Raw genomic sequence first — 23,660 nt, 5'->3', positions numbered from 1 at the left:
TTTTCGTGGAAAATCGAATTGCTGATATACATCTTTCCTCGGAAGGAATGAAAAAAATTACATGGGCGTGGCAATTTATGCCAGTTCTTCGAAGTTTGTCTGAGGAATATACGTCTAAAGCTCCGTTGAAAGGATTAAAACTTGCTGCATGCCTTCATCTCGAGGCAAAAACGGCTTGTCTTCTCATTACACTCCATAAACTTGGAGCTGAAGTTTGGGCAGCAGGAAGCAATCCTCTTTCCACGCAAGATGATATTTGTGCAGCACTGGTTGATAATGGAGTTCACGTCTACAGTCATCACGGTATGACAACAGAAGAATACCATGAAAATCTACGTTTTGTTCTAAGCATTGCTCCCGATGTCATTGTTGATGATGGAGCAGATCTTATTGCTACTTTACATACCGAATTTCCTCAACTGATACCAAATGTACGAGGTGGGTCTGAAGAAACCACAACAGGAATTAAGCGTCTCAAAGCTATGGAAGCAGATGGAACGTTACAATTCCCTATGATTGCTGTAAACGATGCGTATAGTAAATACCTTTTTGATAATCGTTATGGTACCGGACAGTCAGTTATGGACGGTCTTATGCGAACGACAAATATGCTTATAGCGGGTAAGAAAGTTGTTGTAGTCGGATACGGATGGTGTGGCCGTGGAGTAGCTATGCGTGCTAAAAGCCTTGGTGCATCTGTTATCGTTGTAGAAGTAGATCCTCACAGAGCGTTTGAGGCCTTGATGGATGGACATGAAGTAATGAACATGACAGAAGCTGCTTCTGTCGGCGATATTTTCTTAACACTGACAGGGAATACAAAAGTTATCAGAAAAGAACATTTCGAAAAGATGAAAAGTGGCGTACTCCTTGCTAATGCAGGACACTTTGATGTTGAGATATGTAAGAAAGATCTCTCCCAAATGGCTTCATCTGTAGAGTCAACACGGGAAAATATAGAAACATATACGTTGACAGACGGAAGACGTCTTCATCTCTTAGGGGAAGGACGCCTTGTTAATTTAGCTTGTGCTGATGGACATCCTATAGAAATTATGGATTTAAGTTTTGCTCTTCAGCTTGAATCAGCTCTTCACGTTGCTCATAATAAATTGCAATCAGGAGTACACCCGGTTCCTTCCGCAATAGATAGACGAGTAATGGAGGTTAAATTAGAATCTCTTGGTATTTCTCTAGAGAAACTTACCGACGAACAAGAGCTTTATATGAAAAGTTGGGAGGAATAAATACGATGCGTTGCCTCTTTCAAAATACATATATTTATGACAGTCAGATGGAACGAAGCCGGTTATGTGACGTGCTTGTTGAAGACGGTTTGATAACAAAAATAGAAGCTCCAGAAAGTCTTCCTGAAGAGAATGTCTCACTTATTGATTGTGATGGTAAGAAACTTCTTTTGCCGGGTTTCGTTAACAGTCATACCCACGCAGCCATGTCTTTATTAAGAGGACTTGGTGAAGAAACCCCTCTTATGACATGGTTAAAAGAGCAGATATGGCCTGTGGAAGCTCGTCTGACTCCTGAATATATCTATTGGGGAACTGCTTTGGCACTTTTGGAAATGGCTTCTTGTGGCGTAACTTGTTTTGCTGATATGTATTTTGAAATGGATAAAGTTGCTGAGGCTTCCCAAGTAATGGGAATGAAGTGTGCACTTTCCAGAGGGCTTATCGGAGATGACAGGAAAAGAATTAATGAAAATATTAAATTAATTGAAGATTGGCACGGAAAAGACGGGCTCTTTACAGTTCAACTTGGGCCTCATTCCCCCTATACGGTTCCTATGAACAGTATGAAAGAAATTTGTGAAATTGCTACCGAAAAGGGCGTGCGTGTCCACACCCATTTCCTTGAAACGAAGTGGGAACGAGATTATCTTCATGATGAGCTTGGATTAGAACCAATGAAATATTTGGAACAGGCAGGGCTTTTAGATACTCTCGGGACAATTCTTGCCCACGGTGTATGGTTCTCTTCTGAAGAGATAAAGCAGTTAAAAGAGAAACCTGTTACAGTAGTTCATAATCCTAATAGCAATTTAAAATTAGGAAGTGGTGTCATGCGCCTTCTCGATATGATGGAAGCTGGAATATGTGTATCCCTTGGAACAGATGGTGCTGCAAGTAACAATCGACTGGATATTTGGGAGGAAATGAGACATGCCGCTCTTCTTCATAAAGGGATTCATCATGACCCCACAATAATAAAAGCAAAAGAGATACTTGCTATGGCGACAATTAACGGAGCGCGAAGCCTGGGCTTTGAAAAAACTGGCCTTATAAAAGAAGGATGGGATGCAGATCTTGTGTTAGTTGATCTTGATAAACCTCATTATTTAGGCTTTGACGTAGAAAATCTTCCCGTATATATTGTGTATGCGGGATCTTCAGCCGATGTTGAAGCCACGATGGTAAAAGGAGAATGGATTTATTTCAACGGTGAATTCCCTCGCGTGGATCGGGGAGAAATTTTAGAACAGGCAGCGTTGGCGCGCAAAGCCTTGACTTTGTAATTGCTGCGAAAGAAGGGGTAAACAAATGCAATGGAGAACAGGAAAAGAAATACGATCTCTTTTCATTGATTTCTGGGTATCGAAAGGAAGCAAACACTATCCTAGTTTTTCTTTGATTCCTAACGATCCTTCCTTGCTTTTTACTATAGCAGGCATGGTTCCTTTTAAACCATATTATTTAGGCATACAGCAGCCCGAGTTTACAAGAGCTGTAACGTCACAAAAATGTGTACGAACTAATGATATAGAAAATGTTGGCCGAACAGCACGTCATCATACCTTCTTCGAAATGCTGGGCAATTTTAGCTGGGGAGATTATTTTAAGAAGGAGGCCATAACATGGGGTTGGGAGTTTTTAACAGAAGTTATTGGTCTTGAACCTGATCGCTTATACGCTACGATTTATAAAGATGACGAAGAAGCTTATTCTGTATGGAAAAATCAAGTAGGACTTTCTGACGATAAAATCTATCGTTTCGATAAAGATGAAAACTTCTGGTTTATGGGAAATATGGGACCTTGTGGCCCTTGTTCAGAAATTATATACGATCAGGGACCAGATTTTTCCTGTGGAAAACCTACGTGTGGAGTTGGCTGTAATTGCGATCGTTATTTGGAAATATGGAATTTAGTTTTTACTCAATTCGACCTTCAGGAAGATGGATCGCTTATCCCCTTGCCGAAGAAAAATATAGACACAGGCATGGGATTAGAACGCTTAACATCCATTGCACAGCGAGTTCGCACTGATTTTGAAACGGATCTTTTCAGGCCACTTATAGATCATGTTTGTCAGATGGCTGGAATATCGTACGGCTCTTCTGCAGCAAATACTTTAGCGGTTCGTGTCATTGCTGACCATATTCGTTCAGTGGCGTTTATGATCGCTGACGGCATCTTACCTGCAAACGACGGTCGAGGATATGTCTTGCGTCGTCTTATCAGGCGAGCTGCTCGTTATGGAAAACTTCTAGGGTTTGACCAGCCATTCCTTTTGGAACTTTTCCCTGATGTTCTTGAACTTATGGCAGATCCTTATAGAGAATTGATCGATAACAGACCAATGATTGAGCAAATTGTAAGTATGGAAGAAAAACGTTTTGGTAAAACTCTTCAGCAGGGAACAGAATTAATCGATCAGGAAATAGCAACTTTGAAAAAACGTCAGGAAAAAACAGTTTCTGGCGCAGTAGCCTTCGAATTATATGATACTTTTGGCTTTCCACTTGAGCTAACAACTGAAATCTGCGCAGAAAACGATATAGAGGTTGACGAGGCTGGCTTTAAAGTTGAAATGGAAAAACAAAGAGAACGCGCACGGGCGTCCAGTAAACAGTTGAGTAGTGAGATGAAAGGTGATGTCTATTCTGATATTGCTTCAGAAGTAGGGAAAACCTCTTTCGAAGGATATGCATTGCCGGAACTGGATACTGAAATAGTTGCACTTATACAAGAAGGCGAGCGTATAGACTCTTTGTCTGCTGGTGAAAAAGGTGAAATCGTACTCAATAAAACCCCTTTCTATGCTGAACGTGGCGGACAAATTGGGGATCATGGTTTTCTCATGGCTCCAGGAGTAAAGGTTCACGTATGCGATACAAAAGCCCAAACCGCAGATTTGATTGTACATGTTGTAACCGTTCTTGAAGGCACTGTATCAAAAGGACTTTCTGTTCATGCTTCCGTTGATGTGGACAAGAGGAATGCCATACGAAGGAACCATACAGCAACTCATTTGCTTCATGAAGCCTTAGGTAGAGTTCTTGGAAATCATGTTCGCCAAGCTGGGTCTCTTGTAAATGAGAAACTGCTTCGATTTGATTTCACTCATTTTGAGCCCCTTACACGAGAGCAAATACATAGCGTTGAAGAAATTGTTAATACACAGATTCTTGAGAATATCCCTCTCGAAATAATCGAAAGTGACCTTGAACAGGCGCGAGCAATGGGGGCAAAGGCTCTTTTTGATGAAAAGTATGGTGATATAGTTCGCGTTGTGCGTATAGAAGATTTTTCTACTGAGCTATGCGGCGGACTCCATGTCGATGCAACAGGAGATATCGGAGCTTTTAAAATTATCAAAGAAGAAGGCATCGGCTCTGGAACTCGAAGGATTACAGCTCTGACGGGAATGAATGCATATGAATCATATCAACGTTCATTTAAAATAGTGGAAGAGCTATCAAATCTTTTAGCTACAGATTCCGAAGAACTCATTTCTCATGTAGAAGATATGCAAGCTGAGATACGGCAGCTATCTAGAAAAATAGAAGAGCTTAAATTAAATAATTTAGCGGCTAATCTCGATGAATCTGTTACAAAAGAAGAATTGCCTGACGGGTTTGCACTTTTCTTGGGCCAATTCAAGGGCGTAAATGCAGATATGCTAAGAGAACTTGGTGATCGCATAAAAGCTAAAAATGAAAAGGCAGTCATTATATTGGCTAGTCAAACTTCCGAGAGTAACGTCTTACTCATTGCTATGGCCAGTGATGACGCTGTTAAAGCAGGTATCCATGCAGGGAAAATAGTACGTGAAGCTGCCTCTGTTTTAGGCGGCGGCGGCGGCGGAAAACCTTCCATGGCTCAAGCCGGCGGAAAGAATCCTGAAAAAATGGAGGATGCATTTACCTCTGTTCGTAAAATTGTTAAGCAACAATTAGGGGAGTGACATGTCTCGGATTCTTGCTCTTGATATTGGTTCAAAAAGGATAGGAGTAGCTGTTTCCGATCCCTTGGGATGTTTTGCCCAGGGGATCGGTTTCATCCCAATGAATAAAAGTTGGTTTAATAAACTTGATGAGTATGTAGCCTCTTTAAACATTACAATGTTGTTAGTAGGCTACCCCTTACGTACGAACGGATCGCCGGGACCTGAAGCCGAAAAAATAAAAGGTATAGCTCAAGAATTAAAAGAAAGGTATCCTCATCTTTCACTTGAATTATGGGATGAGCGATTTACAACAGCTATAGCTCAGCAAGTGCTTTTAGAAGGAAATGTATCAAGAAAAAAGAGAAAGAATAAGGTAGATCAGTTAGCAGCGGCACTTATTCTTCAAAATTATTTAGATCATACGAGAGGTGTTTAGTTTTTGAAGCTTCCTTCCAATGTGAAAATGACACCCATGCTCTCTCAATATGTAAAATGGAAAGAGAAGTACCCTGATTGTTTGCTTTTCTTTCGTATGGGTGATTTCTATGAAATGTTTTTTGAAGATGCACAACAGGCGTCAGAGATTCTAGATATAGCGCTTACGAGCAGAGACCCGTCTAAAAGTATCCCTATGGCGGGAGTCCCATTTCATGCCGTTAATAATTATCTTGGCAAACTTGTAAAGGCTGGGCATAAAGTTGCTATATGCGAACAGGTGAGTGAGCCCGATGGGAAAACACTAGTTGATCGTAGGGTTATACGTATAGTCACCCCTGGAACCTATGTTCCTGAGGATTCTGGAGAGGAAGGGAGATTAGCTGCTCTAAAACCTCTGGATGATGAATCCATTGCGCTGGCGTTGCTTTCGGTTGATACTGGTCATTTAGAAGCTGGCGTGTTGAATAAGGATGAAGCTCTTGCCCTTTTAACTGGATTTAACCCAGGAGAAGTTCTAATCCCTGATACCTTTAAAAGGGAAAATCTTCCTGTTGAGCTACTTGATTTTTTTATTCTTCAAAGAACGAAGGAACAGTTTGAACCTCAATCTGCAACGGAATGGTTGACGAGAGTTTTTAACGTTCCTGTTATGACTGTCTTTGGTTTAGAAGATAACACGTCAGAAATCGGAGTGGCTGCAGCCGTTCTTCACTATCTTGAAGAAACTCAATTTGGTGCAATTCAACACATTACGCGAATTTATCCCTTGCGAGAAAAGTCTTTTTTACACTTAGATATGGCATCACAGTACAATCTTGAACTTATTCATGGAGATGGGCCTACTCTTTATTCAGTTTTGAATAAGTGTAAAAACCCTATGGGAAGACGTCTGTTAAAAGAATGGATACTCCGTCCATTGCTCCAGGTAGAGGAAATATCGAAAAGACAAAATGCCGTAGAATATCTTATCAACGACCCAGTTATACGACAAAAATTACAGAATTTGCTCGCACAATGCAAAGATATAGAGAGAGCATCTTCACGATTAAGTCTGGGAACGGGCAACCCCAGGGATTTAGCTGCAATACGCGATACTTTATTATTGCTTCCCGACTTACTTGTGTATTGTAAAGATAATCCTCTTTTCCAGTTTGTCTCGCAGGAAGAGACTTTAGACTCTTTTGCAAGACTCTTGGCGTCGGCTCTTTGCGATGAGGTTCCTCGAAATCTTCATAGTGGTGATGTTATTCGTTCTGGATATAGTCAAGAACTCGATTCTTGGAGAGATTTGCAAGAACATGGCGATCAATGGTTAGATCAGTATCTTGAGAAAGAAAAAGAAAAAACCGGCATTTCTAAGCTTAAAGTGGGAAGTAATAAAGTTTTTGGTTACTATTTAGAGATAAGCAAGGGGAATTTGGATAAAGTTCCTGAAAATTATATTCGCAAACAGACATTGGTTTCAGCAGAACGCTTTATAACGCCAGAGCTTAAGGAATTTGAGGAAAAAATGGCAGTTTCTGAACAGGAGATTACAAAATTAGAATCGAAATATTATGCAGATCTCGTTAGCAAAACATTAGAAAATATTCGTGGGATTCAAGACGCCGCAATCATGTTGAGTTGTATTGACGTCATTGCTGGATTAGCCCAGGTCGCGTGGGAAAGAGGCTATATTCGACCACAGTTAAATGATGGACTAAGTCTTTTTATCGAAGGTGGACGTCATCCTGTTATAGAAGCTACCTTTTTGGACCAACCTTTTGTCCCTAATGATATTACGCTTGATAACGACGATAAAAGAATAGCACTGATAACTGGTCCTAACATGGCCGGAAAATCTACCTACCTTCGGATGGCAGCATTACTTGTTATTATGGCGCAAATGGGTTCTTTTATTCCTGCATCTCAGGCCTCAATGGGAATTATGGACCGTGTTTTCACTCGTATTGGAGCAAGAGACGAGCTTGCACGTGGTAATAGCACTTTTATGGTAGAAATGATAGAAACAGCTAACATTCTGCATAATGTTACAGATAGAAGTATTGTTATACTTGACGAGGTTGGACGCGGAACATCGACCTATGATGGCATGAGCATTGCATGGGCAGTACTAGAATATCTGGATAGTGGTTGCGGAACAAAACCAAAGGTACTTTTCGCAACGCATTACCATGAACTTGTGGCATTAGAAGAGCACCTTACAAGTCTTAAAAATTTAAGTATGGCTGTACATGAAGGAACTGATGGCATAGCTTTTTTACATAAAGTGGTAGATGGTCCTGCGGATCGTTCGTATGGAATAGAAGTGGCACGTTTGGCAGGAATTCCTCCGGTGGTTCTAAAAAGAGCTTTTCAATTGCTTGAAACCTTTGAGCGAACAGAGGGAATAGAACCAGCACGAGTTGCTTCGCAAACAACTCAACAAATTCAGCTTTTCCCTGTCTCCAGCCAAGCTATAATAGAAGAATTGGCGTCTCTTGAGCCTAATAAAATAACGCCTTTTAGAGCATTGGAGCTTTTGTATAAAGTATCAGAAAAATGTAGAGAGGAGCTTCAGAATAATGGCAATTCATAAACTTCCCCAAGAAGTGGCGCTTAAAATTGCAGCAGGAGAAGTTGTAGAACGACCTGTTTCTGTAGTTAAAGAAGCTCTTGAAAATTCATTAGACGCAAACTCGAAGCGAGTGCAAGTAACATTAAAAGATGGGGGCAAAACTTCTATTGTCATAGAAGATAATGGTTCAGGTATTGTTTGGGATGAAATGCCTCTTGTTGTTACTCGTTATGCTACTAGTAAAATCAGCACCATTGAAGATTTAAATAAAATTAAGACTTTAGGATATCGTGGAGAAGCGATTGCAAGCATTGCAGCTGTGAGTAGAGTTGACCTTAGAAGTAAAATCTCTGGGGCTACAGAAGGAGGATTGCTGAAAGCGGAGGCTGGAGAGATTACCTGCCACGAAAAAATCCCTTGGAAGGAAGGCACACGTTTGCAGGTTGACGACCTTTTTTTCAATTTTCCAGCTCGTAAAAAATTTTTGAGAAGCAATCTTTCTGAGCTTAGGAAAATTTCATCTGTTGTTAGAGATTATGCAGTTGCTTATCCTGAAGTAGCTTTTTCACTTTATCATAATGGAAATAAAAATTTTGAAACAGATGGACGAGGAGAGCGTCATTATATTCTCTCTTTGCTTTGGGGTGTTTCTCCAGAAATTCGCTCAACTGTTGTTTCGTGCGGTTCCATAGAATTAGAATGTTGGTGGCAACCTACTCCAGGGCGTCAAAAAAATTCTATTACCTCTTTTGTTAATGGACGAAATGTCTCGGACCCTCTCATTCGTGGAGCTGCATCAGCTGCATGTAAAGATCTGTCTGGAAACTGGATGTTTTTCTTTAGCCTTTCGCCAGAGCTTGTAGATGTCAATATACATCCGGCTAAAGCAGAAATTCGATTTAGGTATCCTTCGGAAGTTTTTGAAGTTGTAAAAGTTGCAAGCTTGGATCTACAAAACAGACCTACAAAACTCACATTGCCGTCTTTTCCCGTATCATCTCATTTACAACAACAGTATGAAACGATAAAAGAACGAGAAGCTGAAAACCTTTTTTCGAGAGTTTCTTCGCCACTAATACAAGAAGAAACGTCACTTCATGATGACGTAGAAGAAATGAAAAACATTCTTGAAGAAAAAAGTAATTTTATTCAAAATGAAGATAGTAATGAAAATGAAACGTCTTACTTTTTTATAGCACAAATGCGTTCAGGATATCTTCTTTTCGAAAAAGAGGGGAATCTCATTCTAGTAGATCCCCACGCTGCCCATGAGCGTATTAATTATGAAAAAATTTTATCTCGGATTAAAGTCGGGGATGTTGCTTCTCAAAAAATGACAACACCTCTTGCTATTCCTCCAACATTGGCTACTGAAGTAGAAGAATATAAGGATGCCTTAATTAGCGCAGGCTTTATTTTTGAAGAAGAAGAGGGTCAGCTTTATCTTTCGGCATTTCCAGCCCTTCCGATTCAAGAGAGAGAAGGACCTTTATTCCTTGTTAGAACAACAATCCTGACGTGGAAAAGCACGGGGTCTCGAGATATTGATGACGTCTTGTGGCGAAAATGGGCTACTATAGCTTGTAAACAATCCATAAAACTTACAACGCATTGCGACGCATCTGAAGCGCTTCATTTGTTATCTGCATTGCACTATTGTGAGAATCCATCAGTGTGTCCCCATGGCCGACCAACCACACTAATTCTTGATAACCATCAGATTGAACAATATTTCGGGAGGGAGAAATAATGAGTGAAAATATCCCAGTTTTGGCCATTATAGGTCCAACAGCCGTAGGAAAAACCCAGCTGAGTTTGCATGTAGCCGAGGCGCTACATGCCGAGGTTATATCTGTTGATTCAAGGCAGGTTTACCGTTATATGGATGTTGGCACTGATAAAGTCTCACACCAAATTCGACAAAAAATCTTACACCATATGCTCGACGTGGTAGATCCAGACGAAATTTTTTCTGTCGCTGATTTTGTAGATAAAAGTGTGGCGGCTATAGAGCGAATTATTACTCGAGGTAAAATTCCTCTTTTTGTTGGAGGAACGCCATTTTATTATCATGCTTTGTTTGAGGAATCTTTAACACAAAATCTTCCGCGGGATAGAAATTTAACTGATGAATTAGAAGAGTATGCTTTAGTAAACGGAAATGAAGCTTTGCACACCCTTTTGGCTGAAGTTGATCCTGATAGAGCATCTCAACTACATATTAATGATGTACGTCGCGTGAGTAGAGCTTTAGAAATTTATCGATTAACTGGTCATACTGCTACATGGTGGTATGCTTCCGAAGAAGGAAAAACGAAGCGCTATGATGTTCTCTACATAGGTTTAAATCGACCGAGATCACTCCTTTTCGAAGGAATTACAAAGCGAGTCCACCAGCAATTTTCTGGTGGTTTTATAGAGGAAGTGGAGTGGTTGCTTCATCATGGCTTTGATGAACGATATCCTTCAATGCAGGGTTTTGGGTATAAAGAAATAGCTCTTTACCTTAGAGGCAAGATGACCAAGGAAGAAGCATTAGAGGGAGATATAAGTGCTACAAAAAAATTTTGTCGAAGACAAATGACGTGGTTTAAGAAGTTTTCACCTACTCTGTGGTATGATATTTCTACTTATGAAGAAAAAGATTTAGAACGTAATGTTTTAGACGTGTGCTTTAAGCATCTTGAAAGGGGCAACATAATCTGAAAGAAATAATAGTTGCAGATCCTACGGGTTTTTGCTTTGGCGTACGTAGGGCTATTGAAACGCTAGAAAAAATATTAAAAGAAGAAGGCCCCGTGTATTCTCTTGGGATGCCGATACACAATCCACAAGAAGTAGAGAGACTTACGAAGAAGGGCCTTGTTGTTGTAGACTCTCCTGACTTAATCCCTCTTGCATCACGTACATTTGTTCGAGCTCATGGGGTATCACCTGAATTGTTAAAATCTCTTCATGAACGTTGCACACAGGTAACTGATGGAACATGTCCTTTCGTAAAAATTGCACAAGAACGGGCCAAAGTCTTAGCTCAAGAAGGTTTTGAAGTTTGTATTGTTGGAAATGGTAACCATCCGGAAGTTAAGGCTCTTAAGGGAATCGCTGGAGATAAATCTTTTATCATAGATAGTAAAGAGTGTGTTATAAATGTTGGTAAAATCTCCAAAATAGGGGTAATATCTCAAACGACACAAGATAGCAGAGATTTTGCTGCAATTGTTTCAGAGCTCGCGCTCAAATCAGAGGAAATGCGCGTCTACAACACAATCTGCAATGCAACTCGTGAACGTCAGGATGCGACACGCAAATTAGCTCAACGGGTAGAAGGCATTATCGTAGTAGGTGGTAGAAACAGTGCCAATACCGGGAAGTTATACGAAATTGCTCGCTCTACCGGAGTTGATGTTGTGTGGATAGAACACGCTGAAGAATTAGACAGGAGGTGGTTACTGGATAAGGCGCGAGTAGGAATTACAGCCGGAGCTAGCACTCCGGATTGGCTGATTAATCAGCTAAAAAAAATTATGGTCATCACGTAGGTAGCCAAGGGGGATGGAAGGTTATGATGGAAGAAGAAAAGATGAACAATGAGCTTGAAGCAAATGAAAACCTTGAGAGCATGGAGTCAATGCTCAAAAATTACGAGGTAGAAGAAATTCACAAAGGTAAAGTTGTCACAGGAACAATCGTCGGAGCTAATGATGATGGTTGGTTGGTTGACGTAGGATATAAATGTGAAGGTTTTCTTCCTCGAAGAGAATGGACTCATAAGATATTGGTTGAAGAGGACGAAGAGCCTTCAATTAACGATGAAATCCAAGTGCAGGTCATCAACGTACGACATGGCGAAGATGCTCAACTTTTAGTGAGCCGCTGGCGTTCTGAATTCGACAGACGATGGGCAGAGTTAGAGTCATATTTGTCTTCTCATGAACTTATATCTGTTCGGGGTCTTCGTAAGGTTAAAGGCGGATTGATGGTGAACTGCTTTAATCTCGAAGGGTTTATTCCCATCTCTCACTTAGCTGAGGAAGGACGAGGAGTTAACCCGGGTAAATTTGTTGGAGAAGTTTTTGATGTTAAGCTCTTAGAAAAAGATCGTCGCAAGAGACGTCTTGTTCTTTCAAGAAGATTGCTTGTTGAAGAGGCTGTTGAAGAATTGCGAGATAAATTCTATGCAACCGTTTCCGAAGGTGACATTCTTGAAGGTAAAGTAAGTAGCATTACTTCTTTTGGCGTCTTCATTAATCTTGGACCTATCGATGGTCTTGTTCATATCAGCGAGCTTTCTTGGAAACGCAATGTGAAACCCAAAGAAGTTGTTAAAAAGGGCGAAACTGTCAAAGTAAAGGTCATTGGCATTGACAAAGATGAGAATAGAATTTCTCTAAGTATTAAGCAGACACAGCCCGATCCATGGAGCATCGTGGAAGAAAATTGGAAAGCCGGAGATCGTGGTACAGGCATAGTTACCAACGTAACCGATTTTGGCGTGTTTGTTGAAGTTGAACCTGGCGTTGAGGGCCTTATCCATATTGGCGATTTGAGCTGGGCTCGTATAAAACATCCAAGAGATGTTCTCAGAAAGGGTCAGGAAGTTGAAGTTATGGTGCTTGAAGTCGATGCTGAGAAGAAACGTATGAGCCTCGGCTATAAGCAGCTTCATGATCCCTGGTCTGGAATTGAAGATCGTTATTCCAAAGGACAGGACATTACAGTAAAAGTGGTAAGACTTGCTGATTTTGGTGCTTTTGTAGAGATAGAGGAAGGTGTTGAAGGACTCATTCACATATCTCAACTTAGCACAAAACGTGTTGATAAACCTGAAGATGTTTTATCTGAGGGCGAAGAAGTTTTGGCTCGAGTTATTGAAATTAATCCGGCAGAGCGGAGAATGAGACTTAGTATTAGCGCCCTTTACGAAGAAGAAATAAGAAAGAATCGTGAAGAAGAGAAGAAAAAACGTCTCGCTCAAAAAGCTTCTGATGAAAATAGAAACAGACAGCAGCCATCGTTCCACGAAGAGGAACCTTCCGTTACCATCGGGGATGTTTTAAAAGATTTTCTAAATCGTTAAAATATAAAAGGGGCTGCTGGTTTCAGCAGCCCCTTTTACTGAATATAATTTTGAAAAGTTACAATTTGAAGGAGCGAGTTTTTTGAAAAACTTACAAATAAGAACGTACCCAGATCCTATACTTAGAAAAGAGACGGAACCTGTCGAGATATTTGACTCTGAACTTATGGATTTAATTGAGGAAATGAAAGTTATTATGCTGGAGTCAGATGGAGTTGGGCTTGCTGCTCCACAGGTTGGTTTGTCAAAAAAACTTGCCGTAGTTTTCTATGATGATACTCTTTATGTTCTTATCAACCCGGTTTTACTATCCAGTGAAGGAGAGCAAGTTGGAGAAGAAGGTTGTCTAAGCTTCCCTGGTATCTTTGGAAATGTAAAACGTTCTCGAAATGTCGTTATAGAAGCATATAACGAACATGGAGAAAAAAGGAAGATTGAAGCCGAAGGGTTTCTTGCCCGAGCGTTTCTTCATGAAATGGACCATTTAGAGGGAAAACTACTTATAGATCATTTTTCGCCACTAAAAAAGAACATCATTCGTAAAAAAATGAGACAATACGAAAAGGAAGAACGTAAACGATGACAATGTGGTTTATTGGAGCAGGACCATTCGCTGCTTTATGCCTTGAGAATCTTACATCTGAAAATGTGCGTTTTGATCGGATTATTACAAGTATGCCTACTCGCGCTGGCAGGGGTATGAAAGAAACGATCTCTTGTGTAGAGGAGACAGCCCTGAAACTCGATTTAACGGTTTCCAGAACGAACAAACTTTCTCAGGATGAGATTATTACAAATGCACTCTTAACGTCTCCTCCTGATGGTATTGTTGTCGTTGACTTTGGGCAAAAAGTAAAAGAACCCTTCTTAAGTACTCCTAAAATGGGATGTTTGAATATCCATCCTTCATTATTACCTCAGTATCGTGGAGCAGCTCCCATACAGAGAGCAGTGATGGATGGTCAAGAGGAAACAGGGGTAACTGTGTTCAGATTGGTAGAGGAAATGGATGCCGGTCCAATCTGGGGGCAGACCAAAATTGTGATTGATCCGAACGAAACATCGGGAGATTTATTTAAGAGATTAGCTAAAGAGGGTAGCAATTTACTGAAAGTAGTTGTAAAATCTTATAATGATGGAACTAATAAGACTACGCTACAAAATTCTGAACTTGTCTCTTATGCTTTAAAAATAGAAAAAACTGAAACTCAGCTTGATTGGAATACCAATGCATGGTATTTTCATAATAAAGTGAGAGCTTTAAATCCTCAGCCAGGTGCCTTTATTCACTACAAAAAACGTCGACTAAAAATTTGGAAAACAACTGTTCATGAAGAAGCTGGAACTCCTGGCGAAGTTCTAGATTTCATAAATGGATTTCCTCTTATAGCCTTAGGGAAACAAGCTGTTCTTCTTCTTGAAGTTCAACCTGAAGGACGGCGAGTTCAATCAGGGGCAGATTGGAGCAGGGGCATTCATTTGAAGAAAGGAGACAATCTACGTGAATAAGGTTCACTCCCACCTTGCAAACTTGATTCGTCGTTACCAATGGCCCAAGGCAATAGCCGTAACGGGTGCTCTCGGTTCTGGAAAGACAGAATGGGTTTTAAATATGGCGCAAGGACTTCAGGCTAATGGAGATAAAGTAACGATAGCTGATATTGATATTATCAACCCCTATTTTTGCATTCGCCAAGTAAGTGAGACTTTAGAAAAACAAGGATTATCTGTAATTACCATGCCAGAACAGGCTAAATGGCTTGATATGGCTCTTGTTACGCCCAAAGTAGATTGGGCCCTTCATGATGAAAGCTCCCGCCTTCTTATGGATATTGGTGGGGATGCGGAGGGAGCCTTGGCTCTTAAACAGTTCGAGCCTATTATCAAAAAAGTTGGTTATAGGCTTATTCTTGTCGTTAATGCTTTTCGCCCTCAAACTTCAACAGTTTCCAGAATTAAAAAAATGATGACTAAAATGGAAAGTATTTGTGGCCTTGAAATAAACGCACTCATTTGTAACTCCCATCTTATGCACGAAACAACCGCCCAAGACGCTGCAGAAGGAATTGAAACTGTTTATCAAGCAGGCCAATCTCTTGACCTGCCAGTTCTCTATGCTGGAGTCAATCCATCCCTTGTTTCTGATGTGAGTAAAATCTTGGGAGAAGGCTATCCTGTTCCCATATGGCCCCTGTCAAGATTTATGCTTCTTCCTTGGGAAGAAGGTTTTATGTGGTCTCGTCAATCGAATTAAAAGTGGAAGGGGTGTGTCTCGTAATGGCAAAAGGACGTATTAACGTTCTTGAGGAGTATTGTAAGAGCTGTGGTCTCTGCGTGGCTGCCTGCCCTGTAAAGGTGCTTAGGATATCAGAGAAGATCAATAGCAGAGGGCACAGACCGGTTGAGCAGTTTAAAGATGGGTGTATTGGTTGCTCTATGTGTGCAACTAGTTGCCCTGATGCAGCGATCGAAGTTTATAAGATCGTTGAAGGCTAACGTTTTCTGGAGGTGGAAATCTAATGGGACGCGTACTTATGAAAGGAACTGAAGCCATTGCAGAAGCCGCTATTCAGGCCGGCTGCAAGTTCTTCTTTGGATATCCCATCACGCCGCAAAATGAAATTCCTGAATACATGTCAGCCCATCTGCCAGAGGTCGGGGGAACCTTTGTTCAAGCAGAAAGTGAAGTGGCTGCAAGTTATATGATCATGGGAGGCGGTGCAACTGGGCATAAGGTAATGACAACGTCTTCCAGCCCTGGAATTTCTCTTATGTCAGAAGGTATCAGCTATATGGCTGGTGCTGAAATTCCTGTAGTTATTGTCAATGTTATGCGTGGTGGCCCAGGTCTTGGTGGTATCCTTCCTTCTCAGGCTGATTATCTTCAGGCTACAAAGGGTGGAGGAAATGGCGATTATAATTTGATAGTTTTGGCTCCTAGCACGTTGCAGGAAGCAGTTGATTTGACGCAACAGGCTTTCGAGCTTTCTCAACGTTACCGTAACCCTGTCATTATTCTTGCTGATGGCTTTATGGGGCAGATGATGGAAGCTGTTGAGATAAAAACTTATACAGATAAGAATGTTCCAGACAATACCACATGGGCTTTAGGGTATATGGGAGAAAGAAGAGGAAAACGAAGTTCTTTAAAGAGCTTATACCTCTCTCCGGAAGCCCTTGAGGATCATAATAGAGATCTTCAGGCAAAATACGCGAAAATTAAGGAGAATGAAGTTCGTTGTGAAACGTACATGACTGATGATGCTGAGTTGGTTATAGCTTCATATGGAACTACCGCACGAATTTCACGCTCCGTTATAAACTCTTTGAGAGAAGAGGGACATAAAGTGGGACTTATTCGCCCTATTACTTTATGGCCTTATCCCTACGATGAATTTGCCAAATTACCAGGATCGGTAAAACATATTCTTGTAACTGAAATGAACTGCGGTCAAATGGTGGACGATGTCAAGGTCGCGACTGGATGCAACATTCCTATTAGTTTTTATGGTCGCTCTGGCGGTATGTCGCCCTCAGTAAAAGATATAGAGATGCAGTGCAGAAAATTGCTCGGCCTGGAGTAGGGAGGGATATTACAATGAAAGAAGTTAAAGTGTATGAACGTCCCAAAACATGGATGCCTAAAGTCCATACCCACTATTGTCCAGGATGTGGACATGGTATCGCTCATCGCTTGATTTGTGAAGTTATAGATGAGCTGGGGATTCAGAATAATACAATAGGTGTAGCTCCTGTTGGATGTGCTGCTATGATGTATGACTATGTTGATACAGATTTCTGTGAAGCAGCCCATGGACGCGCTCCGGCAGTGGCAACCGGTTTGAAACGTGTTCGCCCAGATAAAGTAGTATTTACATATCAGGGTGATGGAGACCTTGCTTCCATCGGAACAGCAGAAATAATTCATGCTGCGAATAGAAGCGAAAATATTACGGTTGTGTTCATCAACAATGCAATTTATGGTATGACTGGCGGTCAGATGGCTCCAACGACGCTTATCGGACAAAAAGCAACAACATGTCCTCTTGGTAGAGATCCAAAGGTTAACGGATATCCAATCCGGGTGTGTGAGTTACTTAATGCCTTGGCAGCTCCTGCATATATTGAGCGCGTTTCTGTAGCGCAGCCCAAATATATAATTAAAGCAAAACAGGCTTTAAAAAAGGCTTTCCAATATCAACTTGATGGGAAAGGCTTTTCTTTTGTAGAGATTCTGTCCTCCTGCCCAACAAACTGGGGAATGAGACCTGTGGAAGCTTTTGAATGGACAGTAAATACAATGATGCCTTACTATCCACTCGGGTTGTTTAAAGATTACGAGTAGGAGGCAGACACGATGACTGAAAAAATGAATAAAAGCCTCATTGCAGCAGGATTTGGCGGACAGGGCGTTATGGTTCTGGGCCAGCTTGTGGCTTATACAGGAATAGCACAGGGGTTACACGTAACGTGGATTCCTTCATATGGGCCTGAAATGCGCGGTGGTACTGCTAACTGTGGAGTAGTTCTTAGTAGCGAAGAAATAGCGTCACCAGTTGTAGCAGAAGCTGATGCTGCTGTTATTATGAACCAGCCTTCTTTGACTAAATTTGAGAATTCAGTTAAAAAGGGTGGAGTTCTTATTTACAACAGTGATCTCGTTACCTATGAAAATCCACGAACAGATATACATGTGATAGCTGTACCTGCAAACTCTCTTGCAGTAGAACTTGGAAGTGACAAAGTTGCCAATATAGTAGCTTTGGGAACACTTGTTGAGGCTACTGGTATTGTTGAGAGTGATACGTGTATCGAAACAATTAAAGAAAAACTGGGGAAAAGAAAACCCAAGTTTTTACCTATGAACCTTGAAGCCTTTGAAAAAGGGAAGGAATTAGCCAGAAAGGTACTTGAAAAATAAATGAAAGATATCGGAAAAGTTCTATCACGAAATCTTATATATAGAGGAAAGATTTTAGACCTCAGAGTCGATAATATACGTCTTGCTTCTGGTCGTAAAACAATGAGAGAAGTGGTAGAACATGAGCCAGCTGTTGCCATAATTCCTTTAACAGAGGCAAATGAAGTGCTGCTGGTGAAACAGTACAGATATCCATTGGATCAAGAAATACTTGAGATTCCGGCTGGAATTGTTGAAGAGGGCGAAACTTTTAAAGATACGGCAATACGTGAACTTCAAGAGGAAATAGGTTATTATCCTGGTAAGCTTGAAGAGGTAGGGCGTTTTTATACTTCTCCAGGTTTCAGTGATGAAGTTATAGCGCTTTTCTTAGCCCAAAACCTTTCTCCTTCCTCTCTTGAACAAGATGAAGATGAGGATATTGAAGTGAAAGCTGTTCCTGTAAAAAAAATATCAGCCCTCTTAAAAGATGGATCAATTCGGGATTGTAAAACCTTTGGAGCTTTAGCCTGGCTTTTAAACTACCTAAACAATAACTAAAAAATAGCACAGGGAGGAGGGGCTGGTAAATCCAGCCCCTTTTTAATAATCATGTCGAAGTTAGATGAAGAACTATTACTTGATGATTTTCTTGATTACCTCTTTTTAGAAAGAGGATGTAGTGAAAATACTATTCAAGCTTACAATCGGGATATTAAGGCGTGGATAGATTTTTGTAACAAAAACAACAAACCTGCATACCCCCCTAATTCAACGATTTTAGAAAGATATCAACGTTACCTACATAATGAAGGGAAAAAACGGTCCTCGCAGCAACGTGCCATTGCTGCCCTTCGATCATGGTTACGTTATCTTGATACGGAAAACATTGTTGATGAAGAGATTTCTTTGCCAACACTCCCTTATAAAGGAACGGATTTGCCTCGTATCTTAAGTGAAGGTGAAGTAGAGCGGATTTTAGAAGCGTGTGCTGGGAATTCTTTTTTTGACATCCGCGATAGGGCTCTTCTTGAAACTGCATATAGCTGTGGCTTGAGAGCCAGCGAACTTTGTGCAATATGTATAAGGGATATAGATTTTTCAGGTCGCACATTACGCATCTTGGGTAAGGGCGAAAAGGAGAGAAGCATACCCTTTTTAGGTGAAGTTAGTCGTCGCGTGCGTTTTTACATCGAAACGGCACGACCACAAAATTCTCGTTCCCAAGAAGTGTTTCTTTCTAAAACATCAAAACCATTACGGCGTGAAGATATATGGAGAATTATAAAAAAGAGAGGGAAGATCGCTGGAATAGCTACTTCACGTTTGTTCCCTCATATAATGAGGCATTCCTTCGCTACTCATTTACTAAGGCGAGGGATGGATCTTCGTACGTTACAAGAGCTATTAGGACATGCCTCTATTGCCACTACGGAAAAATATGTACATTTTGACCTGGAACTAAGAGACATATATGATAGGGCTCATCCACGAGCATAAATTCGGAGGTGTTCCATATGAGCTATAACGAAAATATTCTTGAAGCTCTCTCTTACATTCAAAAAAAAGTTTCTTGTCTTCCAGAGGCAGTTCTTGTCTTAGGTTCTGGACTTGGTGGTTTAGCAGATTCTATTGAGGATCCTATTATAGTTCCTTATAAGGAGATTCCTCATTGGCCACTTTCTACAGCCCCAGGTCATGCAGGGCGTTTAGTTTTTGGACTTTTGGATAATACGTATGTAGCTGTTATGCAGGGACGCATTCATTTTTATGAAGGCTATTCCATGAAAGATGTTACCTTCCCTGTGCGTGTTTTTGGAGAATGGGGTGTCCCCTATTATTTAGCAAGCAATGCTTCTGGTGGAATTAATCTCTCTTATCTCCCTGGTGATATGGTTATGCTATACGATCATATCAATTTTATGGGAACTAATCCGCTTGTCGGGCCTGTTATTTCTGCTAAAGAAGAAAGATTTCCCGATATGTCATATACCTACGATAGAGACATTCTTCGATTGGCAGATGAAGTTGCAAAAGAAAACAACTTGCTAGTTCATCGAGGAGTATATATAGCCTTTTCTGGCCCTTCGTATGAAACTCCTGCTGAAATTCGTATGGCTCGTGTTATGGGAGCCGATGTGGTAGGTATGTCTACCGTTCCTGAAACAATTGTCGCTCACGCCATGGGAATGAAAGTCTTTGCTGTTTCGTGCGTTGCTAATTATGCTGCAGGAGTAACGTCTCAAAAACTCTCTGAAGAAGAAGTGATAAGAGAGATGGGCAAAGCAACGGGAAAGCTGACAACATTATTGCGAGGACTTTTGCAAAAAATTGGTGATCTAAATGTTTGATATTCTCTCTTTTCTTGAAGAGAAAAGAGAAGGTATCTCTCATAAATCTGAGGATATAGAATTCTTTGTTAACGAATTTCACAAAGGTAAAATCCCTGATTATCAGGTTAGCGCGTGGTTGACATCTGTTTTTCACAAAGGAATGAGTCAGCAAGAGATAAAAAGTTTTACTCTGGCTCTTGCTCACTCTGGGGACATTGTACCTTTTCCTCGCGGTTTTAATGCTGTAGATAAGCATAGTACTGGAGGTGTAGGAGACAAAACGACACTTATAGTTGTGCCTCTTGTCGCTGCGTCAGGTCTTCCTGTAGCTAAGTTGTCTGGTCGCGGACTGGGATTTACGGGAGGAACAGTAGATAAACTTGAGTCTATTCCTAATATGAATGTGCACCTTTCTACAGAAACTTTTTTAAAACAAGTAGAAAGAATCGGATGTGCAATATCTGGTCATTCCATGGAGTTGGCTCCAGCAGAGGGGAAATTTTACGCTCTACGCGATGTGACAGCTACAGTTCCTTCTCTTCCTCTTATCTGCAGTAGTATTGTAAGCAAAAAAATGGCGGGAGGAGCATCTAAGTTCGTTTTTGATGTGAAATGTGGGCAAGGAGCTTTTATGCAGACTTTTCCTGAAGCACGCGCCTTAGCTCAGGCTTTGGTCTCCCTTTCAGCATCGTTAAACCATCCAAGCATGGCTATTATAAGTGCTATGGATCAACCTTTGGGTGAATGGATTGGAAATAGTATGGAGGTATATGAAGCTATCAAAACACTTCAAGGAGAGGGGCCATCTGATACGGAGTTATTATCTTTACATCTCGCAGGAGCCATGATTGTTCTGGGTGGAAAAGCAACTTCTCTCGAAGAAGGAGTAGCAATTGCCCATGAAAATCTTGTAAATGGTCAAGCATTGCAAAAGATGGAAGACCTTATAGAGGCACAAGAAGGAGAGAAAAAAGTTTGTATTTCTCCAGAAAAGTATCTGAGACCAGCAAAAGAGAAATACACTCTTTATGCCTCAAAAAGTGGTTTCTTAGCTGAACTTAACGCCAGAAAAATAGGTGAGGGAGTTAAGAGAATAGGTGGGGGACGCACAGAACAAGGCGATCATATTGATCTCTCTGTATCTGTTCATTTACGAGCAAAACAAGGTGATTTTGTAGAAAAAGGTAATCCAATTTTTGATGTTTACTATACAGATAATAAAAAATTACAACGAGCTAAACCCTTTTTTGAACGTTCTATACATTTGGTTGACATAAAGCCTTCAATTCAAAATCTAATAATGGAGATAGTTTCTTAATGCAGAAAAAAAATCTTTTCTTTCTTAAAAACGTCGTATATTGCGTTATCGCTTTATTTTTTCTCGGGAATGTAGCTTATGGGGGTGAAATGAAAGTGCTGGCACCTTCATCTGTGAAGATAGGAGTTCCTTTTTTGATCCGATTTAAAACAGAAGCGACAGATGTTCAAGGAACTCTTTATTGGTGTGATCAAAAAATCCCATTGTATCTCGCAGAAAAAAACGATTTTACACAAACTCTTCTTTTGGGAACAAGTGTTAAAACTGCTGTGCCAGGTAGAGCAACGCTTCGTATTGAAACCCTTATGGGGAATGGTATAAAAAATTTTGCACTTCCTATTGAAGTTCTATTTAAAGCGTATCCTGAAGAACATTTATCGTTGCCACAAAAGATGGTTACGCCTCCTTCGGAGGTTATTCCAAGAATAAAACGTGAACGACAGGAAGTACGGAAAGTCTTACTCGATATTAATAACGAGAACTACTTGGAATTACCTTTGCAAAAGCCAGTAATAGGAGACATTACAAGTACCTATGGAAAGCAACGTGTGCTTAATGGGCGTCCTTCTAATCCCCATACAGGAGTCGATTTAAGAGCATCGATAGGAACGGAAGTACGTGCAGTAGCAAATGGAACGGTTACCCTTGTAGCTGATCATTATTTTAGTGGAAAAACTATTTATATAAATTCAGGTTATGGTGTTGTTGCAATGTATTGTCATCTCTCAGAATTTCTTGTGCAAACAGGAGATTCTGTCTCAAAAGGGGATATTATTGCAAAAACAGGAGTAACTGGTCGAATAACAGGACCACATCTTCATTTTAGTCTTGCGCTGCAAGGGCAACTTGTAGACCCTATATCGCTCTTTTCTCTTGATGAACAGACGTTTTTAGAGAAAAATAAAGAAGTTCTTTTTAACTGGTAGGAGGGTTGAGGATGAATAGTGAGGAGTATGCATATACGTCAATTATCGTTTTTTGTTTCATTGTTGATAAGAATAAAATTCTCTTGATACGAAGAAACAAGGAACCATACGCAGCGACACTTACTGTTCCTGGCGGAAAAAAAGAAAAAAGAGAAAGTCTTACTCAGGCATGCATTAGAGAAGTTCAGGAAGAAACAGGACTTACTCCATGTTCTCTTGAGCTAGCTGGTATAGTCCATAATTTTCAGGAAAACAATTCGAATGAGACTCTTACTTTTTATTTTACCTGCCGTTCATATTCGGGAGAATTAAGGAGCGGAGAAGAAGGAACAGTTGAATGGTTCGACATAGATGAAAGTTTTACCCTTCACGATGTGAACCTGTTCTATTTACAGATTGCACCATTTGTTTTTTCAGGCAAAAAAATCCCCTTTGAAGGTCAAATTGTGCTTTCTGAAGAAGGCGAAATAATACAGACAACGATTGATTATTTGAAAGCTTTATAAAGGTGAATGTAAAATGACCCGACAGAAAAAAAAGACTGCGCCTATAGATAACGAAGAGCTCTATAATCCTATTTTCAAAAATACCTTTAAGGTTACTGATGCTCATTCATCGCAGCAAGAAAAAAAAGTGAAAGAAGAAAAAAAAGTACTAACAACATACCAAGAAGTTCTAAAGGGCAAAATAGTTTTGAGAATAGAACGGAAGGGACGAGCGGGTAAAACTGTTACTCTTATAGAAACATCTTTTGGAAACCAAGACGAAAAAAATCTACTCGCAAAATTTTTGAGAAAACAACTTGGATGTGGTAGTTCTTTAGAGGGGTATATCATAGTAGTGCAGGGCGATCAACGGGAACGAATAAAAGAACTCCTGATAGAAGAAGGAGCTAAACAAGTAAAATTGTAAAAAAGAGGGGCGT

The 23,660-nt window shown here is 40.5% G+C and carries 23 protein-coding genes; all 23 read left to right on the top strand.

From position 1 onward, the window contains the following. Nucleotides 1-5: 5 nt before the first annotated feature. The 23 genes from ACZ5GY_RS05115 (at nt 6) to ACZ5GY_RS05005 (ending at nt 23,647) form a co-directional block, all read left to right on the top strand. Complete coding sequence (locus ACZ5GY_RS05115; protein ID WP_213690175.1) at nt 6-1,247, top strand: adenosylhomocysteinase; 1,242 nt, start codon at nt 6-8, stop codon at nt 1,245-1,247. A 5-nt stretch (nt 1,248-1,252) separates the two neighbouring features. Further along, a complete protein-coding gene (locus tag ACZ5GY_RS05110; RefSeq protein WP_213690174.1) occupies nt 1,253-2,533 on the top strand; it encodes an amidohydrolase in 1,281 nt (426 codons plus the stop codon). A gap of 25 nt (nt 2,534-2,558) precedes the next feature. Then, nucleotides 2,559-5,204, top strand: coding sequence for an alanine--tRNA ligase (gene alaS / locus ACZ5GY_RS05105; RefSeq protein ID WP_213701076.1), 2,646 nt, complete (start codon nt 2,559-2,561; stop codon nt 5,202-5,204). Nucleotide 5,205: 1 nt separating this feature from the next. After that, nucleotides 5,206-5,622 carry a Holliday junction resolvase RuvX gene (gene ruvX / locus ACZ5GY_RS05100; protein WP_213690172.1) on the top strand — a complete coding sequence of 139 codons (417 nt, stop codon included), beginning with the start codon at nt 5,206-5,208 and terminating at the stop codon, nt 5,620-5,622. A gap of 27 nt (nt 5,623-5,649) precedes the next feature. After that, the gene (gene mutS / locus ACZ5GY_RS05095) at nt 5,650-8,202 is read left to right on the top strand and encodes a DNA mismatch repair protein MutS (protein WP_464112108.1); all 2,553 of its coding nucleotides are present in this window, start codon (nt 5,650-5,652) and stop codon (nt 8,200-8,202) included. Then, nucleotides 8,189-9,931, top strand: a complete 1,743-nt coding sequence (gene mutL, locus ACZ5GY_RS05090; RefSeq protein WP_213701078.1) for a DNA mismatch repair endonuclease MutL — start codon at nt 8,189-8,191, stop codon at nt 9,929-9,931. Before mutS ends, mutL begins: the two co-directional genes overlap by 14 nt. Further along, nucleotides 9,931-10,887 carry a tRNA (adenosine(37)-N6)-dimethylallyltransferase MiaA gene (gene miaA, locus ACZ5GY_RS05085; protein WP_213699380.1) on the top strand — a complete coding sequence of 319 codons (957 nt, stop codon included), beginning with the start codon at nt 9,931-9,933 and terminating at the stop codon, nt 10,885-10,887. The genes mutL and miaA overlap by 1 nt, the downstream gene beginning before the upstream one ends. Next, complete coding sequence (gene ispH / locus ACZ5GY_RS05080) at nt 10,884-11,720, top strand: 4-hydroxy-3-methylbut-2-enyl diphosphate reductase (protein ID WP_213690229.1); 837 nt, start codon at nt 10,884-10,886, stop codon at nt 11,718-11,720. The genes miaA and ispH overlap by 4 nt, the downstream gene beginning before the upstream one ends. Before the next feature lie 23 nt (nt 11,721-11,743). Further along, entirely contained in the window at nt 11,744-13,258 is a 1,515-nt protein-coding gene (locus ACZ5GY_RS05075; protein WP_213699379.1) for a S1 RNA-binding domain-containing protein, read from the top strand. An 82-nt stretch (nt 13,259-13,340) separates the two neighbouring features. Then, nucleotides 13,341-13,841: a peptide deformylase gene (gene def, locus ACZ5GY_RS05070; protein ID WP_213690167.1), complete on the top strand. Its 501-nt coding sequence runs from the start codon at nt 13,341-13,343 to the stop codon at nt 13,839-13,841. After that, nucleotides 13,838-14,767 carry a methionyl-tRNA formyltransferase gene (gene fmt / locus ACZ5GY_RS05065; protein WP_464112066.1) on the top strand — a complete coding sequence of 310 codons (930 nt, stop codon included), beginning with the start codon at nt 13,838-13,840 and terminating at the stop codon, nt 14,765-14,767. The genes def and fmt overlap by 4 nt, the downstream gene beginning before the upstream one ends. Next, on the top strand, nt 14,760-15,512 hold the full coding sequence (locus ACZ5GY_RS05060; protein ID WP_213690165.1) for a DEAD/DEAH box helicase family protein: 753 nt from the start codon (nt 14,760-14,762) through the stop codon (nt 15,510-15,512). The genes fmt and ACZ5GY_RS05060 overlap by 8 nt, the downstream gene beginning before the upstream one ends. 23 nt (nt 15,513-15,535) lie before the next feature. Next, nucleotides 15,536-15,754: a 4Fe-4S dicluster domain-containing protein gene (locus ACZ5GY_RS05055; protein ID WP_213690164.1), complete on the top strand. Its 219-nt coding sequence runs from the start codon at nt 15,536-15,538 to the stop codon at nt 15,752-15,754. Nucleotides 15,755-15,777: 23 nt separating this feature from the next. Then, complete coding sequence (gene vorB, locus ACZ5GY_RS05050; protein WP_213690163.1) at nt 15,778-16,842, top strand: 3-methyl-2-oxobutanoate dehydrogenase subunit VorB; 1,065 nt, start codon at nt 15,778-15,780, stop codon at nt 16,840-16,842. 14 nt (nt 16,843-16,856) lie between these two features. Then, a complete protein-coding gene (locus ACZ5GY_RS05045; RefSeq protein WP_213690162.1) occupies nt 16,857-17,603 on the top strand; it encodes a thiamine pyrophosphate-dependent enzyme in 747 nt (248 codons plus the stop codon). 12 nt (nt 17,604-17,615) lie between these two features. Next, nucleotides 17,616-18,179 (top strand): 2-oxoacid:acceptor oxidoreductase family protein, encoded by a 564-nt coding sequence (locus ACZ5GY_RS05040; protein ID WP_213690161.1) that lies wholly within the window; start codon nt 17,616-17,618, stop codon nt 18,177-18,179. Continuing rightward, entirely contained in the window at nt 18,180-18,719 is a 540-nt protein-coding gene (locus ACZ5GY_RS05035) for an NUDIX hydrolase (protein WP_213690160.1), read from the top strand. Nucleotides 18,720-18,770: 51 nt separating this feature from the next. Beyond that, on the top strand, nt 18,771-19,658 hold the full coding sequence (locus ACZ5GY_RS05030) for a tyrosine-type recombinase/integrase (RefSeq protein ID WP_213690159.1): 888 nt from the start codon (nt 18,771-18,773) through the stop codon (nt 19,656-19,658). 17 nt (nt 19,659-19,675) lie between these two features. Next, nucleotides 19,676-20,509, top strand: coding sequence for a purine-nucleoside phosphorylase (locus ACZ5GY_RS05025; RefSeq protein WP_213699376.1), 834 nt, complete (start codon nt 19,676-19,678; stop codon nt 20,507-20,509). Then, complete coding sequence (locus ACZ5GY_RS05020; protein ID WP_213690157.1) at nt 20,502-21,809, top strand: thymidine phosphorylase; 1,308 nt, start codon at nt 20,502-20,504, stop codon at nt 21,807-21,809. Before ACZ5GY_RS05025 ends, ACZ5GY_RS05020 begins: the two co-directional genes overlap by 8 nt. Then, nucleotides 21,809-22,735 carry a M23 family metallopeptidase gene (locus ACZ5GY_RS05015; protein ID WP_464112065.1) on the top strand — a complete coding sequence of 309 codons (927 nt, stop codon included), beginning with the start codon at nt 21,809-21,811 and terminating at the stop codon, nt 22,733-22,735. The genes ACZ5GY_RS05020 and ACZ5GY_RS05015 overlap by 1 nt, the downstream gene beginning before the upstream one ends. Nucleotides 22,736-22,746: 11 nt before the next feature. Continuing rightward, nucleotides 22,747-23,241: an NUDIX hydrolase gene (locus ACZ5GY_RS05010; protein ID WP_213690155.1), complete on the top strand. Its 495-nt coding sequence runs from the start codon at nt 22,747-22,749 to the stop codon at nt 23,239-23,241. A 13-nt stretch (nt 23,242-23,254) separates the two neighbouring features. Beyond that, nucleotides 23,255-23,647 (top strand): translation initiation factor, encoded by a 393-nt coding sequence (locus tag ACZ5GY_RS05005; RefSeq protein ID WP_213690154.1) that lies wholly within the window; start codon nt 23,255-23,257, stop codon nt 23,645-23,647. Nucleotides 23,648-23,660 lie beyond the last annotated feature (13 nt).

Source organism: Aminobacterium thunnarium (assembly GCF_055390565.1).
This window is presented reverse-complemented; position numbering and strand designations above follow the sequence as displayed.

Bases quoted from the DNA above. Each gene is read 5' to 3' on its own strand.
- mutS (WP_464112108.1), top strand. From the start codon at position 5,650: ATGACACCCATGCTCTCTCAATATGTAAAATGGAAAGAGAAGTACCCT.
- ACZ5GY_RS05075 (WP_213699379.1), top strand. From the start codon at position 11,744: ATGATGGAAGAAGAAAAGATGAACAATGAGCTTGAAGCAAATGAAAAC.
- alaS (WP_213701076.1), top strand. From the start codon at position 2,559: ATGCAATGGAGAACAGGAAAAGAAATACGATCTCTTTTCATTGATTTC.
- ruvX (WP_213690172.1), top strand. From the start codon at position 5,206: ATGTCTCGGATTCTTGCTCTTGATATTGGTTCAAAAAGGATAGGAGTA.
- fmt (WP_464112066.1), top strand. From the start codon at position 13,838: ATGACAATGTGGTTTATTGGAGCAGGACCATTCGCTGCTTTATGCCTT.
- mutL (WP_213701078.1), top strand. From the start codon at position 8,189: ATGGCAATTCATAAACTTCCCCAAGAAGTGGCGCTTAAAATTGCAGCA.
- ACZ5GY_RS05055 (WP_213690164.1), top strand. From the start codon at position 15,536: ATGGCAAAAGGACGTATTAACGTTCTTGAGGAGTATTGTAAGAGCTGT.
- ACZ5GY_RS05020 (WP_213690157.1), top strand. From the start codon at position 20,502: ATGTTTGATATTCTCTCTTTTCTTGAAGAGAAAAGAGAAGGTATCTCT.
- ACZ5GY_RS05030 (WP_213690159.1), top strand. From the start codon at position 18,771: ATGTCGAAGTTAGATGAAGAACTATTACTTGATGATTTTCTTGATTAC.
- ACZ5GY_RS05045 (WP_213690162.1), top strand. From the start codon at position 16,857: ATGAAAGAAGTTAAAGTGTATGAACGTCCCAAAACATGGATGCCTAAA.
- ACZ5GY_RS05035 (WP_213690160.1), top strand. From the start codon at position 18,180: ATGAAAGATATCGGAAAAGTTCTATCACGAAATCTTATATATAGAGGA.
- ACZ5GY_RS05040 (WP_213690161.1), top strand. From the start codon at position 17,616: ATGACTGAAAAAATGAATAAAAGCCTCATTGCAGCAGGATTTGGCGGA.
- miaA (WP_213699380.1), top strand. From the start codon at position 9,931: ATGAGTGAAAATATCCCAGTTTTGGCCATTATAGGTCCAACAGCCGTA.
- ACZ5GY_RS05005 (WP_213690154.1), top strand. From the start codon at position 23,255: ATGACCCGACAGAAAAAAAAGACTGCGCCTATAGATAACGAAGAGCTC.
- ACZ5GY_RS05015 (WP_464112065.1), top strand. From the start codon at position 21,809: ATGCAGAAAAAAAATCTTTTCTTTCTTAAAAACGTCGTATATTGCGTT.
- ACZ5GY_RS05110 (WP_213690174.1), top strand. From the start codon at position 1,253: ATGCGTTGCCTCTTTCAAAATACATATATTTATGACAGTCAGATGGAA.
- ACZ5GY_RS05010 (WP_213690155.1), top strand. From the start codon at position 22,747: ATGAATAGTGAGGAGTATGCATATACGTCAATTATCGTTTTTTGTTTC.
- ACZ5GY_RS05025 (WP_213699376.1), top strand. From the start codon at position 19,676: ATGAGCTATAACGAAAATATTCTTGAAGCTCTCTCTTACATTCAAAAA.
- vorB (WP_213690163.1), top strand. From the start codon at position 15,778: ATGGGACGCGTACTTATGAAAGGAACTGAAGCCATTGCAGAAGCCGCT.